7 protein-coding genes are annotated in these 14,853 nt (G+C 51.0%); 6 read left to right on the top strand and 1 reads right to left on the bottom strand.

What is annotated here, in order from left to right:
- Window positions 1-23 precede the first annotated feature (23 nt).
- From VIS48_10300 to VIS48_10275, 6 genes are all read left to right on the top strand, one after another.
- Window positions 24-2,336 (top strand): Ig-like domain-containing protein, encoded by a 2,313-nt coding sequence (locus VIS48_10300; GenBank protein HEY9166539.1) that lies wholly within the window; start codon window positions 24-26, stop codon window positions 2,334-2,336.
- A 115-nt stretch (window positions 2,337-2,451) separates the two neighbouring features.
- Window positions 2,452-4,851 carry a T9SS type A sorting domain-containing protein gene (locus VIS48_10295; protein ID HEY9166538.1) on the top strand — a complete coding sequence of 800 codons (2,400 nt, stop codon included), beginning with the start codon at window positions 2,452-2,454 and terminating at the stop codon, window positions 4,849-4,851.
- A gap of 30 nt (window positions 4,852-4,881) precedes the next feature.
- Complete coding sequence (locus tag VIS48_10290) at window positions 4,882-6,351, top strand: transglutaminase-like domain-containing protein (GenBank protein ID HEY9166537.1); 1,470 nt, start codon at window positions 4,882-4,884, stop codon at window positions 6,349-6,351.
- Complete coding sequence (locus tag VIS48_10285) at window positions 6,348-8,945, top strand: Ig-like domain-containing protein (GenBank protein ID HEY9166536.1); 2,598 nt, start codon at window positions 6,348-6,350, stop codon at window positions 8,943-8,945. The genes VIS48_10290 and VIS48_10285 overlap by 4 nt, the downstream gene beginning before the upstream one ends.
- A 127-nt stretch (window positions 8,946-9,072) precedes the next feature.
- Window positions 9,073-10,008, top strand: a complete 936-nt coding sequence (locus tag VIS48_10280; GenBank protein HEY9166535.1) for a BadF/BadG/BcrA/BcrD ATPase family protein — start codon at window positions 9,073-9,075, stop codon at window positions 10,006-10,008.
- Window positions 10,005-13,013 carry a glycoside hydrolase family 3 N-terminal domain-containing protein gene (locus VIS48_10275; GenBank protein ID HEY9166534.1) on the top strand — a complete coding sequence of 1,003 codons (3,009 nt, stop codon included), beginning with the start codon at window positions 10,005-10,007 and terminating at the stop codon, window positions 13,011-13,013. The genes VIS48_10280 and VIS48_10275 overlap by 4 nt, the downstream gene beginning before the upstream one ends.
- Before the next feature lie 155 nt (window positions 13,014-13,168).
- Here the strand turns inward: VIS48_10275 and VIS48_10270 are convergent, their stop codons facing one another.
- The gene (locus tag VIS48_10270) at window positions 13,169-14,671 is read right to left on the bottom strand and encodes a peptide MFS transporter (GenBank protein HEY9166533.1); all 1,503 of its coding nucleotides are present in this window, start codon (window positions 14,669-14,671) and stop codon (window positions 13,169-13,171) included.
- Window positions 14,672-14,853 lie beyond the last annotated feature (182 nt).

Here is a 14,853-nt window from a genome sequence, read left to right as displayed (position 1 = left end):
CAAGAAATCGGGGAGAGTTTGAAATGAAATACATAAGCACCTTCTGTCTTTTACTCACGGTGATTACAGTCATGAGTTCCCCTTCGGCTGCCACGATACCGACTACTGCTAAGGGGATGTGGATATGGCAGATCTGGAATGCCGAGGGCGGGAATCTGGACGCGATCATCTCGAGACTGAAAGCGACGGGAGTAACCTGGGTTGCGGTCAAACTCGGCGACAGCAATAGCGAGTGGAATACTCCCGGACATTCGTTTTACACCTGGGTGACCGGCTACAACGGATTGGACAGTGTTATCGCCCGCTTCCATAGAAATGGAATTAAGTTCTTCGGCTGGCAGTACGTTTATGGCGCGCCTCAATACAGCGGAAGTGAACCAACCGAAGCTGACGTCTCCAACGATATACTCGACGTTAACGGGATGGACGGCTTCATCATAGATGCTGAAGTGGAATTCGAAGCGTCCGGCATGGATGCGGTAGCTGCAAATTACGTAGACAGCATACGCGCAGTTCACCCCCACAGTTTCGTGGCGCTGACTTCGTTCGCAAGAGTGAGCAGTCATCCAATCCCCTGGACGACTTTCCTGAAGAGCTGCGATGTGAATATGCCACAAGCTTATTGGGCGTTAAGACCTGAATCACCTTCGCAGGAATTCACCACAATGCGAAATGAGTTTGAATCGTGGGAACAAATCTGGATAAATGGCGGATACCCTGCGTCGATTAAACCGATTGTTCCGATCGGCTGCGAATACGGTGAGGGGGACGGTTACAACGAACAGTTCGGTGATATTTCGCAATTCAGCAGCTTGTCGCAGAATGCGGGCTACGTCGGAATGAGCTTGTGGGAATATACCGAAATGGATACGATGAACTGGAGAGATTACGCGTCCAGTTGGGCGAGCAATCCGCCGGTTGTTCCGGAGGTCGCAGGCGCCTCACCACCGGGAGGTCCGAACATTCCGGCGTATGACACAGTGATGATAAACTTCAATACACCAATGGACGCCGGGAGCGTGAACGGGGCATTCAGTATAACTCCTCCCGTGAGCGGGACTCTGACTTTCAATCCGGACTTCAACCGCTGGATCTTTGTTCCCGACACCCTCCTCCAGTGGTCGACTGAATATACCGTTGCCATTGATACCTCTGCGGAATCGCTCCTCGGTGCTCATTTATCTTCAAGGTATACGCTTACATTTACAACCGTGCCCCGTGATACATCCCCTGCAGTCCTTCTCGCGATTTCTCCCGGGAATGACGGCCTGTCTTCCTCGCATACTTACTTCGAATTCATATTGAATAAACCGGTCAGCTACAATTCTTTTGTGCAACATCTCTCATTCGTCGATTCAACCGGCAAAAAGATTTCGCTTGCCAGGGACATGTTCCAGTTGACCCGCAACAATTTGTCGCTTATTGCATTTCGATCAGCTTCGACTCTCACTCCGGGGATGAAATACACCGCCTCCGTCTCACCCGGAGTGGCTGATTATTATGGCAACCTCACCAGGAATACGTACTCGACTACTTTCACAATCGAAACCGGCGAGGCATCGGGCGGTTCGGTCCTCGACGGATTTGAATCGACGACAAACGCCTGGGCTCTCGCAGCGATCGGTCATGGCACGGTCGGAACAGACACTCTGTCCACGGCATTCACAATCGAGTCTTCCAAAAAATATGACGGCAGTTACGGCGGAAGCTTGCAGTACACATTCGATACGACGAATGCAAACGCGATTTGTGAAGTGGAGAACACCCAGAGATCCGACATATCCGGTTCATCTTCATTTGGAATGTGGGTTTTCGGCGACAACAGCGGGAACGAGCTCGATTTCATATTCGGATCTTCGCAGGAGAAGAATGTCAGCATCGACACAATCGAGTGGTACGGCTGGAAGTATATCGGAATGTGGCTGGACAAGTCGGACACCTCCACGAGCACGTTCAGAGGATTTGCGATCAGGCACCTACAATCGGCTCTACTCCCGGCAGGAACTGTGTATGTCGACGATATACAGAGTGGCGGCAAAATAACTGATGCACAGGGAAAGGTGCCGCAGCCTGTATCTTTCGCGCTGTTCCAGAATTATCCGAATCCATTTAATCCGTTGACTATTATCAGTTATCGCCTTTCGGTCGTCAGCGACGTGACACTGAATATATATGATGTGCTTGGAAGAGAAGTCGCTGCATTAGTTCATGAGAGACAGAATGCCGGGATCCACACCGCAACCTTTGATGCGACGAGACTGCCGAGTGGAGTCTATTTTTACAGGCTCAGTGCGGCATCGTTCACAGCGACAATGAAGATGATCGTCTTAAAGTAATTGCTCGCCGTTCCGACTTCTTGAAGAGTGTGATTGCGAAGTACGGCAATGGAAAGGAGCCGGTTTCTGATTAATTTTGATCACAGAAGTCACGATATTGAATTTGAATTGAGTGATGCAAAAAGTCTACTCTACAGGTAATCGGCGGTCTTCACTGAGGGCGCAAAGAATAGTCGTTGTTCTTTGCGGCGTGATTATGATTTGTGCGGGACGGTCGGACGGTTCCGAGTGGCATGCTCATCATGCGGTCGACACTCCGCACGGAATAGTTTTCACGAATGAGACTGCAACTGTTTTATGTCTTGCGCGGACCTCAGGCAAAGGTGTGGAGAATACGGAAGAGTTGTTTTCCGGTCCCGGTTGCGGGATGTACTTTACTGTTTCACCTGACGGTTCGAAAATCGGGTTCAAAGAAATCTTTCCCGACGGAACGCAAGCTCCCGCATTGCTGGACATCGCGACAAAGAAGGTCACACTTCTCCATCCTCCTGCCCCACTTGCCGGACAGGTCGCTTTTTCCACGAACGGAATTATCGCTTACTCAATAGACGATGAGGCAATCATCCGGTATGGATCGTCGACGAAGAAAATTCCGATCGGGTTTTATACGAACATTGTAGCGATTTCTTCTGACGGCGGGACCATCGCGTATCCCGACGGCAACGGTACTGTATTCACCACTGACGTCGCATCGGGTACGGGCCGAAAGATTTCAAGTAAAGGTTGCGTGATGCCGATATGGTCTCCTTCCGGTAAACGATTGTGCTATTCAAGCCTGGACGGTAAGATCTTCGTGTATGACGATAGCACCGTCGAGACCTATGCTCTCGGGAATGGCTCGGATCCCGCATGGACGGAGGATGGCAAATCACTCATCGTTGTCAGGAAGACGATCAAAGGTGACTCTCTTCTAAATTCCGATCTCTACCTTATTTCATACGACGGTAAGCAGATCGGCAGGCTCACAGAAACGGAAACAGTTCTTGAAGCGGAACCGAGCATCGGAACGGGTGGCAAAATCCTCTTCGCCGCGTATAATAACGATTCACTTTACTCTGCCTCATATGACAGGACTTTGAAGATTAATAGTTCAATCGAGATCAAGTCCCAAAATATTTCTGTGGGAGATCTGTCGCAGAAGACCACAGAAGGATCCGGATTGAATCTTCCTCGGTCGGTCTCTTCGGATTCGGCATTTTTCGAAGTGCCATACACGAATCAGGTCTGGGACACGCCGTACGGATTCGGTAACCTCGGCAGCAGCGCGTGCGGGCCGACATCGGCAATCATGGTAATCGCCTATTACGGCTTGCTACCCGTGTGGAATTGTCAGCTCGCCGTCCCGACGAGGCACGTGAGCCCTTACGGGAATTATGTTTTGGAATCTTACCATTTCCACGGCGTTTATTTTTCAGGCGGCGGATATGGGTACATGTGGAACTCGAGCGACCCGTACCATATGATGGCAAGCTATTACAAATATCATGGCCTCAATGCTTCTGAGCTCGATGCGCCCTCGCTCGACACTGTCATTAGTGAAATAAACTCCGGCCATCCATATACGCTGTGCAACGGGTTGACGACGGCAGGACACATAATCGTGATCAACGGCATCGGGATCAAACCGGGCACACTGGTAGTCAACGATCCGTACGGGAATAAGAACTCCGGATCATATCCCACCCCTAACGGCAAGGATGTAGCGTACGACTGGCCCGGCTACAACAACGGGAATCAGAATTTGAACAACGCGTATTGGGGCGTATCCGTCCGCTATTCTCCCATCGACAGGAGTGATTCGATCGTGGACGATCTCCAGTTCAACGACGGATTCACTCTCAACAACTCAAAACCGGCATCGATGTCAATGTGGTTCGATAAGAGTGCGGGGTTCGATGGCCACGAATGGTATACGAACACTCGTGCCTCGGACACGTGCACCGCAGTCTGGCGGCCGACTCTGCCTCAGGCGGGGAACTACCAGGTGTCCGCATACATTTTATTCAGCACTTCAACGGCAGCTCGCTATAAGGTTCATTATCGCGGCGACTCGTCGACTGTCGTAATTGATCAGGGCAAAGTCAGCAGCTCGTGGGCGACCATCGGCACTTTCGCATTCGAGAAGGGCGACAGCGGCTACGTCGAACTGGGCGACGGAAGCGACAGCGTAGGACAGATGCTGGTTTTCGATGCGATGAAGTGGACATATCTTTCACCGGCGCTTGCACGAGACAACGGCTCAGGGATTCCCGTCACCACCGAACTGGAACAGAATTATCCAAATCCGTTTAATCCAACTACGGTGATCAGCTATCGGCTTTCATCTTTTTCTAAGGTCAGACTTAATATTTATGATGTGCTTGGAAGAGAAGTCGTTACGCTTGTCGATGGCGAGCAGGCAAGCGGACTTCACTCTGTAACATTCGACGCATCGCGTTTCGCGAGCGGAGTGTATTTCTGCACATTGACCGCAGGACAGGTTGTCCAAACTAAAAAACTTGTCCTGATGAAATAAACTTGTCTCCGGACTAAACACAGGAACAACATGATCAGATACTTTCGGTTCGTATTTTTCGTAGCGGCATTTGTGTCGTTGACTCCGTTTCGTGTTTGTATTTCGCAGACAAAAACGTACAATGATGCTCTGCGCCTGGAAGACGAAGGAAAATTCGCGGAAGCGACGTCGATGTTGTCGGGCTTGATAGGCGAAACTTCGGTCTCTCCCGCCGACAGCGAGAAGATTCTCTATGAAATTGAAAGAATGAGACGGATTCGGATCGATTATTCGCTCACGGCAGATGAGCTGTACTCCCAACTTGAACGGACGGTCAGGGACATCACGAGACCGGAATTTGACGGCTGGATCCGGGATGGAAAGTTCGACGCGAGGATCATTAACGACACACTTCGATTCGTGGGAACGAGCAGAAGCAACCTGTTTTTCCGGAATCCTGAAATTGCCGATCGCAGGCTCCCGCTCCCGGACCAGCGTGCTTTCCACACGGCGCTACTGCGTGACTGCATTTCAATTGAAAAGGCCGCGGACAGTTTGGGCACACCGTATGTTCTCCCTAAGGACTTCAACGTCACCATGAACCTGACTGCTGATTCTGGAGCAGCGGTCCCCGGTGAAATCATCAGAGCCTGGCTGCCGATTCCCCGGGAATTTCCTTTCCAGGTGAACTATAGACTGGCCTCATGTTCGTCCAGACCGCTCAACATTTCGTCGCCCGGGAGCACCATACGTTCACTTTACATGGAACAACCGGCTGACTCCACCGGCGGATCGGATTTCAAAATTAGTTACAAATATAGAACACTCGGCGTCCACTTTAATCTCGACAGGAATAAGATTCTTCCATACGACACAACCGATAGTGTGTTTAAGAAATTCACGAGCAAAAGTCCGAATATAATTTTTACTGACAAAATAAAGAGACTCTCGACGGAAATTATCGGCAATGAAACAAATCCCCTCATGAAGGCAAGAAAAATCTATGATTGGGTTTCCGGAAATATCAAATACAGTTTTGCGAGAGAATATTCTACCATCAGCAACATAAGCGATTATTGTCTTACAAAAGAGTATGGCGACTGCGGCCAGGAGGCGATGCTGTTCATCACCCTGTGCAGGTACAACGGCATCCCCGCTCGCTGGCAGTCGGGATGGTTTACTTTTCCGAACGCGAAGGACATCCATGACTGGACCGAGATCTATCTCCCTCCATACGGGTGGGTGCCGGTGGATCCGTATATGGGAATCGCAGCGACGCGATACATGAACGACCTGACAGAAAAGGAAAGAGAAACGATCCGCGATTTTTATTTCGGCGGCCTCGATCAATATCGAATGTCCGCAAATTCTGACAATAACCAGTCTCTTTCTCCCGTTAAAAAATTCTTCAGATCCGATAATGTCGATTTTCAGAGGGGTGAACTGGAGTCAAAGACAGGAAACATATACTTTAATAAATCTGATTACGATCTTTCTGTCGAAGAGGTGACATTGAGATGAGATGGATGTTTATTCCTGTAGTGCTTTTATTTTCGTTGGATGTCTTTGGACAAAAAACCGAGGAACTCGAAAAATACTTTCAATCTGCGTCGGGTGAATTCAATGTCCCGCAACCCATTCTGGAGGGGATGGCCTACATCCAAACAAGGTGGACGCAGATTTCTTACACTCCGCAGGAGCTTGCGAATCGTCCTTCAGAGGCGCAGCCGCCTTCATTCGGCGTGATGGGGCTCCGCGACGACAATTGGTTCGGTCATTCGCTCGACAGCGCCGCCAGGCTCGTCGCACTTTCTCCTGACACGCTTAAGAGTAGTGCTTACGAGAATGTCAGGGGTGCCGCCGCACTTCTTGCGGAATACCGTGATGAGGCAAACGAAACCACGAAAACTGTCGGAGAGGATCTTTCATCATGGTCGTCAGTCATCGCCCGCTTCAGTGGGATTCCGCAAGAGGATATCGCGGCAGAATTTGCTTACCATACTTTGCAATATCTGCAGAAGGGTGTGAACGAAAGCGGGATCTATATACCTCCTCAAAAAGTTGACCTGACGAATTTCCCGGCTTCAGTTAAAGCGAAGGGCATGTGGATGAATCAAAAGTCTACGAGGGCCGAACAACCGGAGTCGATCAAAAGCGGAGGTGCAGACTATCCTGGTGCTTACTGGAATCCGAGTCAGAATTACGGCTCGAGGGCGGGTGCGCCGATTGTGTTCGTGATAATCCATGATACCGAAGGATCGTTCGACGCGAGCGTTTCGTGGCTGCTTAATCCGGCAGCACAGGCAAGTTCACATTATATTATCAGAAGCTCGGACGGCTACATCGAGCAGCTTGTACACGAAAGCGATGAGGCGTGGGGAGTCCGATGCTGGAACCCGATCACGATTAGTATTGAACATGAAGGTTATGTGAGCAACCCGTCTTATTTTACGGAAGTAATGTACGAGTCATCCGCTCATCTTACTCAATACCTTTGCGCCAAGTACGCCATTGCCGAAGACTCACTTCATATATTCGGACATGACGCATGGACTTATTCGTGGTTCAACCTGATACCGTTCTCCCAGTACACCCAATACGTGGGCTCGAGTTATGCGACCTGTAATGATCATACCGATCCCGGCCAATATTGGAACTGGCACCACTACTTCGATCTCATCCGATCTTACGATACCACGAAACCATCTGTGGTATCTTCGACTCCAACCGAAGGCGACACTGCTGTCCCCGCTTTCGCGAATCTTAACGTAACATTCAGTAATCCTATGGATCCTGCAACGACCTTATCTGCATTCAGCATCACGCCTTCCGTGGACGGTCAATCCTCACTCAGCTTAAATGGGACGCAGCTGACATTTACACATCCCGATTCACTTTTGAGATGGTCCACGACATATACCATCACAGTTGATACGTCGGCGAAAGGATCGAACGGACGACACATCGCGGCGCCTTACGTCGCGCAGTTCACAACCGTTCCGATTGATACCACTGGCCCAACCCTGCTTGTCGCATCTCCGCAAAGTGGCGGCATCTCAGCGCTGAAATCGTTCTTCGAGTTCATCCTGAACGAACCTGTCCAATATAACTCCCTCCCCGCGCGCATCGCGTTGGTAGACTCGAACGGAAATAAAGTGTCATTCACGAAAGACTTTTTCCAGATAACCGCAAATAACCTTTCTCTTATGGCACTGCGTTGTGCTTCAAGTCTTACACCCGGTATGAAGTATACCGCGTCTCTTTCGCCCGGAATCGCTGATTACTACGGGAACCTGAGCAAGAGTACTTATGCGATCACATTCATCGCAGACACTTCCGGACCTTCGGGCGGTTCGGTAATGGACGGCCTTGAATCATCAACAGGGCAGTGGCTGCAGCCGACTTCAAGCTCTCTGACCTTCGGGATCGACACAAGCGCAAGTTCGTTCGCACTTTCATTTAGATATTATGACGGCGGCTCCTCCGGCTTATTAACGTACCGGTTTGATTCTTTGCATGCCGAATGTGCAGTAGAAAATTTGCAGGGGTTCGATATCAGCGGCTCATACTCGGTCGGGATGTGGATTTTCGGAGATAACAGCCGCAACGAACTCGATTACATTTTCGGCTCTTCCACCCGGAAACTCGTCGCCGTCGACACGATCGACTGGTACGGATGGAAATACATCGGCATGTGGCGGGATAACGCCGATGCCTCGACCGCCTTGTTGAGAGGCCTTGCAGTCAGACGCCTTCCCTCGGCGCTGCTCGCCGGCGGGACATTGTATATCGACGACGTACAACAGAACGGAAGAGTAACGGGAATACATGATGGTCCATCCGTACAGCCGGCATCATTCGAGCTTTACCAGAATTATCCAAACCCCTTCAATCCGACAACAGTCATCGGCTATCGGCTGTCAGCTAACAGCTATGTGACACTGAAGGTTTACGATGTGCTCGGGAGAGAGATCGGGGCGCTCGTTGATGGAAGACAGAATGCCGGTTATCACTCCGTCGTATTTGACGCCGGCAATTTACCGAGTGGTGTCTACTTCTATCGAATCGTCACCGATAACTCTAGGAGCATCAGAAAGATGCTCATGGTGAAATGACAGGATGAGATTAACTTGAAGACGTACATGAAGTATAATGATCATTCTCGATTCTGCAGCAGGAGGTAAAGACGCAAACACGAAGTGATGACGGAGGCAATATTAAGATCGAGACCCGTTCATTAAGATGACAGCTGACAAATTCTACGTGGGCATCGATGGCGGAGCGACGAAAGTAAAGGCAGTCGCGATAGACTCTGAGAAAAATGTGGTGGCCGAGGTGACCGGGGGAGCGGCAAACTTTCAGATCATTGGTGCCGACGCTGCGGTGACCAATATTCATTTTGTCGTCGAGTCGATCACGAAGAGATTGAAATCCGATTTTTCAAATGTTGCTGCGATTTGCATGGGTCTCGCCGGTGCCGGTAGAAAAGATGATTCTGAAAAGATCCGCGCGCATTATGTCGGCCTGCTGCGTAAGAAGCAGCTTCCAGTCCCGAAAGTGTTCGTTGAAAGTGACGCCATGGCCGCTCTTGAGGGCGCATTTGGCGGCAAACCCGGTATGATCCTGATAAGCGGGACAGGCTCCATTCTATTCGCGAAGGAGAAAGATGACGTGTTGCACCGTGTCGGCGGGTGGGGAAGATTCATAGGAGACGAAGGAAGCGGGTATTCGCTGGGACGGGGCGCCCTCACAGCGGTCGTCAGGGAACTCGATGGGCGGGGAGATAAGACCATGATGACCGATCTCCTGAGATCCAGATTTAAAATCGATGGAGCACAGACTCTTATCACGGAGTTGTACCAGAACAATCTTGACGTCGCATCGGTGGCTCCAATCGTGATCGAAGCCGCAGCCAATGGAGACGCCGCTGCGATAGAAGTGATTGACTGGAATGTCAAAGAATTGATTCAGCATGTCGACGCAATGCTCGCAAAGCTCAAGAAGGTGTTGCCTCTTGCGCTCATCGGGGGAGTTCTCTCCTCCGACAATTCGTTTTCCCGCACTTTCAGGAAACAGATGGCCGATAAGTTCCCCGACGTGAGAATTCAGGAACCGGAATTTTCGCCTGCGGTAGGCGCGGCTTTGATTGCTTACAGACTCGGAGGTCCATTAAGATGAAGTCGTACCTTTTATTATCCGCTCTTCTTGTCATTTCGTGTTCCGCCGAAAAGTATCAGACCACCGGACTCCTCCCTTCACAAACACCCGGAGGGTCATCCGCCGACTCGGATGGCCCCATATTGAAGGAGACAAACACGCCTAACTATGTCTGGAAAACGGATTCGGCGTGGGTGGAGAGCACGTTGCGGTCCCTCACTCTTCGTGAAAAGGTCGCGCAGATGATAGTTCCTTATTCCACCACACGATATTTCAGTGATGACGACCCGGATTATCTTGATCTGGTTCACGAGGTTCGGGACGACAAGGTCGGCGGCATCGTTGTGTCTGTCGGCAATGTTTATGAGCAAGCGGTTCTTCTTAATAAGCTTCAGAGACTTTCACACATTCCGCTGTTGATCTCTTCAGACTACGAGAATGGATTGGGAATGCGTCTGCAGGGCGGAATATCGTTTCCGAGTAACATGGCGCTCGGCGCGACCCGCGATTCGGTACTCGTCTATCGAATCGGCCGCATTGTAGGTGAAGAGGCGAGAGCAGTAGGAGTGGGTCAGAACTATGCGCCGGTATCGGACGTCAACGACAACCCGGAAAACCCGATCATAAATGTCCGGTCGTTCGGCGAAAACCCGGAACTTGTGAGGAAGCTTGCTACGGCGTTCGTGGAAGGAAGTCAAAGCGGGGGCGTAATAGCGACCGCTAAACATTTTCCCGGCCACGGCGACACTCAGGTCGATTCTCATTCAGATCTCCCCGTGATACCATTCGGCTACGACAAACTTGATACGCTCGAGCTGGTCCCGTTCGTCGGAGACATTGCTGCCGGAATAAAATCTATTATGATAGCTCACATCGCGTTCACAAAAATAGATACGGCTGGAAACATCCCTGCGACCCTATCAGGAAATATCGTTACCGATTTGCTGAGGGATTCGCTCGACTTCAAAGGCCTCGTCGTGACCGACGCGATGACGATGAGGGGAGTGACGAAGGAATTCTCCGAGGCGGACGCTGCTATCCGCGCCGTGAAAGCAGGGGCGAACATCATACTGATGCCGCCCGACAATGAACTGGCAATCGAAGCGGTCGTGAAAGCGGTAGGACGCGGGGAGGTAACCGTGGCCATGATCGACAACTCTGTCAGGAAGATCCTCACCCTAAAATCGGAACTCGGTCTGAATAGGAACAGGTTCATCGACCTGAACGACATTTCAAAAGTCGTCGGGACTGAGGACCATCAACTTCTTGCGGAATACGCTGCCCGGCGCTCCGTAACAATTGTCAAGAACGACAGCAACATCCTTCCTCTCCAATATCACCAGCCTCAAAGGATCCTTTGCCTCGTTATCGCCGACAACGGAGATCCGACAGTGGCGAACCAGTTCAGGAAAGAGATCCGTGACAGATGCGATAATGTCGATTTCGTCCAGATCGATCCTACGTCGAACTCACTCGATTACCAAAACGATCTTGCGATGGTTGCTAACCACGATCTCGTGATTGTCCCGGCGTACGTACGCTGGCGGTCCGGCACGGGGAAAATAGATTTCTCCGCTCCTACGCAGGACTTCCTTGACAAACTTACGCAAGCCGGTAAGCCTACGGTCATGATCGCGTTCGGCAATCCGTATCTCCTTCGCAGCGTCCCGCGGGTGTCGGCATACGTGTGCGCTTACGGCGACATGAGAGTGTCTGTAGAGGCCGCGGTTGAAGCGATCTTCGGAGAAACGAACGTGGGCGGAAAACTTCCTGTCACCATACCAGGAGCGGCAAAGTATGGCGACGGGATCGATATCCCCCAGACAAGTCTGCGCTTTGCTGAACCGCAGGTAGCGGGATTCGATCCTGCCAGGCTCGGGAGACTCGACTCGATCGTGAACTTTTGGATCGCCGACAGCGCTTTCCCGTGCGCCCAACTTCTCGTCGCAAAAAACGGAAAGGTTGTCTTCGACAAGGCATTCGGGACCTACGATTACTCACCACTCTCGCGAAAGATCGACCTCAGCACGATGTATGATCTCGCATCGTTGACAAAAGTCTGCGCGACTACGCTCGCCGCGATGAAGCTTTACGGCGAGGGAAAACTCGACCTTGAAGCGCCGGTCGTGAAGTATATCCCTCAATTCGGGCAGAACGGAAAGGACAAAATTACTATCCGCAATCTTATGGTACACAACAGCGGACTCCCTCCCGATCCTCCGGGATACCTGTGGCGCACGTCCGCTATTTCTCCGGAGCAGCGTGATGGACTTCTGAAGCATCCGATGTGGCTGGTGATCCCGGATTCCTTCGGGACCAATTTCAATGCGGCACACGCAGCAATGTGGGATTCATTGTACGCGAGCCGGCTCGACTATCCTACCGGAACGAAGATGGTATACAGCGACATTAACTTCCTTATTCTCGGGAAGATCATCGAGGGGATAACGGGAATGTCGCTGGACAAATATGTCGAACAGAATTTCTACAAGCCCCTCGGGATGACTCACACGATGTTCACTCCACCGGCATGGCTCACTCAAACCTGCGCGCCGACCGAGTACGACTCGGCAGCCGGTTGTCTGCTCCAGGGCGTTGTGCATGATGAAAATTCGCGCTCACTAGGCGGAGCCGTCGGTCACGCCGGATTGTTCTCCACTGCCGGCGACCTGGCGGTCTACATTCAGATGCTTCTCAACCGTGGCATATATGACGGGCGACAATACCTGCAGGATTCGGTCATTGCCCTCTTTACGAGGAAGCAATCGGATCTAAGTACGAGAGGTCTGGGTTGGGACACGAAAGCGCCACGCCCGAGATATTCGAGCGCGGGACATTACTTCTCTCCGAACTCATTCGGCCATACAGGATTCACCGGGACTTCCATCTGGGTCGATCCGGAAAGGAACCTCTTTGTCGTCCTTCTCACCAACCGCGTCTGTCCTACTCGTGAGAATCACAAGTTGGACGAAGCGAGACCGTCGATTCACGATGCGGTGATCGAGGCGCTCAACGAGACCAAATGAGAATTGACTGGGTGATTTGAAGCGGCAGGGTCCGCTCTCTCGTTCAATGTCTCTCTGAGGTATTCGGGTGCCAGATTTTTCGGAAAAGCCCGCGAGAGATCTTGATCCAGCCGGAACGGCCGACTGCCTCGCGAAATTAGTACCAGCCGACGCTGTTATGCCGTCGTGGCATGCTTGAGTTTCTTCAGGAAGATAAGGACGAGTGAGGCGGAAATTAGCGCGGCAAAAACGAGTATCAGGAAGAACTGCCATAGCTGAAGTCTGACATAGAACCGTCCGACATACCCGGCTAAGTAACTTCCAACTGCCTGGCCCGCGAACCAGCCTCCCATCATCATCCCCTTCATCCGCGGCGGTGCCACCTTCGACACGAACGATATCCCCATCGGGCTCAGGAACAATTCTGCAAGAGTTATAACGAAGTAAGACGAGATGAGCCAGTACGGATTGACACGGGTAAACGTACTTGCGGCTGTCGCACCGGGCGCAGGTAGACCGATCGAAGCAAAAATCATGATTGTAAATGAAACGGCAGTAATGAACATCCCCAGCCCGATCTTTCCCGGCGATGAAGGTTCGATCCTTTTCCGGTTAAGCCAGCCGAAGAATCCGATGATCATCGGCGTCAGGAAAATTATGAACATCGGATTGAAAGACTGATAGCTTTCGGGCGAAATCGGATTAAGGGGCTGAAATGTCACACACTTCATTACTATTACTCCGGCTGCAGCGACTGCCACGCACAAACCAATCAGGCGCGAACGGACCGACTCGGTTTTTCTCACCGCGAGCGTAACGCACAGGATCAGTCCGAGGATTGAAACGAGCGTTACCGGGTCGAATAATAGATAGGTCAGCCGATCGACTTTATCCGCTGTATAATTCTTCGCGAACAAAGTCAATGTGAATCCGTTTTGGTAATAAGCCATCCAGAAGAATATGATGATGACGAAAGTAATCAGGAGAGCAGTAATACGTTCGCGCTCCTGAGATTTGGTCAGAGTTATCTCTTCCTTTGGTGCCGTGGAATCTTTGGTCCTGTAATCTGCCGCTCTGTAATGTTTTCTAAACGTAAGGAATATCGTGATGCTGATTGCCAGTCCGATTGCACAGACCCCGAAGGCTGCGTTGTACGCCTGCGCCAGCGGAACATGAAAATGCGTCAGCATGAACTTCTTCGTCGTCGCCGCCGCGATCGGTCCGAGAAATGCCCCCAGGTTTATTCCCATGTAAAAAATGTTGAACGCTGCGTCCTTCAGCGAACCGTTCGCATGAGAGTATAAATTGCCGACAAGGACGTATGTGTTCGGTTTGAACAATCCGTTCCCGATTGCGATTACGCAGAGAGCGGTGAAGAGAAGTGCAGGTTCTTTGGTCGGTATCGCCAGAAGCGCGTAGCCTACTCCCGACGTGCAAGCACCGACAAGAATCGTTCTTCCGTAGCCGAGCAGCCTGTCGCTTACCATTCCGCCGAAAAGGGGGAGGAAAAATGTGGCCGCGATAAAGAGACCGTAGATGTTTCCGACTGTCGCTGCGTCCCAGTGAAAGTTTTCCTGCAGGTACAAGACGAATATCGCGAGGACAGTGTAGAAACCGAACCGCTCCCACATCTCTGTGAAGAACAGGACGAATAAACCTTTTGGGTGACCCTTAAACATAGTTGAGTCCCGGATGAAATGATCTCAATTCTGATTTACATTTGTTGAAGGAAATTCACATGAATATAATCAGAAAAACTGTCAGACGCGCAGACATGAGGCATGCTAAAGTCAAATTGGCAATGAAAATATTTTTCCAGTGTGAACCATCGCAGCTTGTATTTCTGCGAATCCACGCATAG

Source organism: Candidatus Kryptoniota bacterium (assembly GCA_036567965.1).
GTDB lineage: Bacteria > Bacteroidota > Ignavibacteria > Kryptoniales > JAKASW01 > JAKASW01.
This window is presented reverse-complemented; position numbering and strand designations above follow the sequence as displayed.

What these genes read in the sequence shown, in the direction of transcription:
- VIS48_10275 (HEY9166534.1), top strand. Translation starts at nt 10,005, where the DNA reads ATGAAGTCGTACCTTTTATTATCCGCTCTTCTTGTCATTTCGTGTTCC.
- VIS48_10290 (HEY9166537.1), top strand. Translation starts at nt 4,882, where the DNA reads ATGATCAGATACTTTCGGTTCGTATTTTTCGTAGCGGCATTTGTGTCG.
- VIS48_10295 (HEY9166538.1), top strand. Translation starts at nt 2,452, where the DNA reads ATGCAAAAAGTCTACTCTACAGGTAATCGGCGGTCTTCACTGAGGGCG.
- VIS48_10300 (HEY9166539.1), top strand. Translation starts at nt 24, where the DNA reads ATGAAATACATAAGCACCTTCTGTCTTTTACTCACGGTGATTACAGTC.
- VIS48_10280 (HEY9166535.1), top strand. Translation starts at nt 9,073, where the DNA reads ATGACAGCTGACAAATTCTACGTGGGCATCGATGGCGGAGCGACGAAA.
- VIS48_10285 (HEY9166536.1), top strand. Translation starts at nt 6,348, where the DNA reads ATGAGATGGATGTTTATTCCTGTAGTGCTTTTATTTTCGTTGGATGTC.
- VIS48_10270 (HEY9166533.1), bottom strand. Translation starts at nt 14,671, where the DNA reads ATGTTTAAGGGTCACCCAAAAGGTTTATTCGTCCTGTTCTTCACAGAG.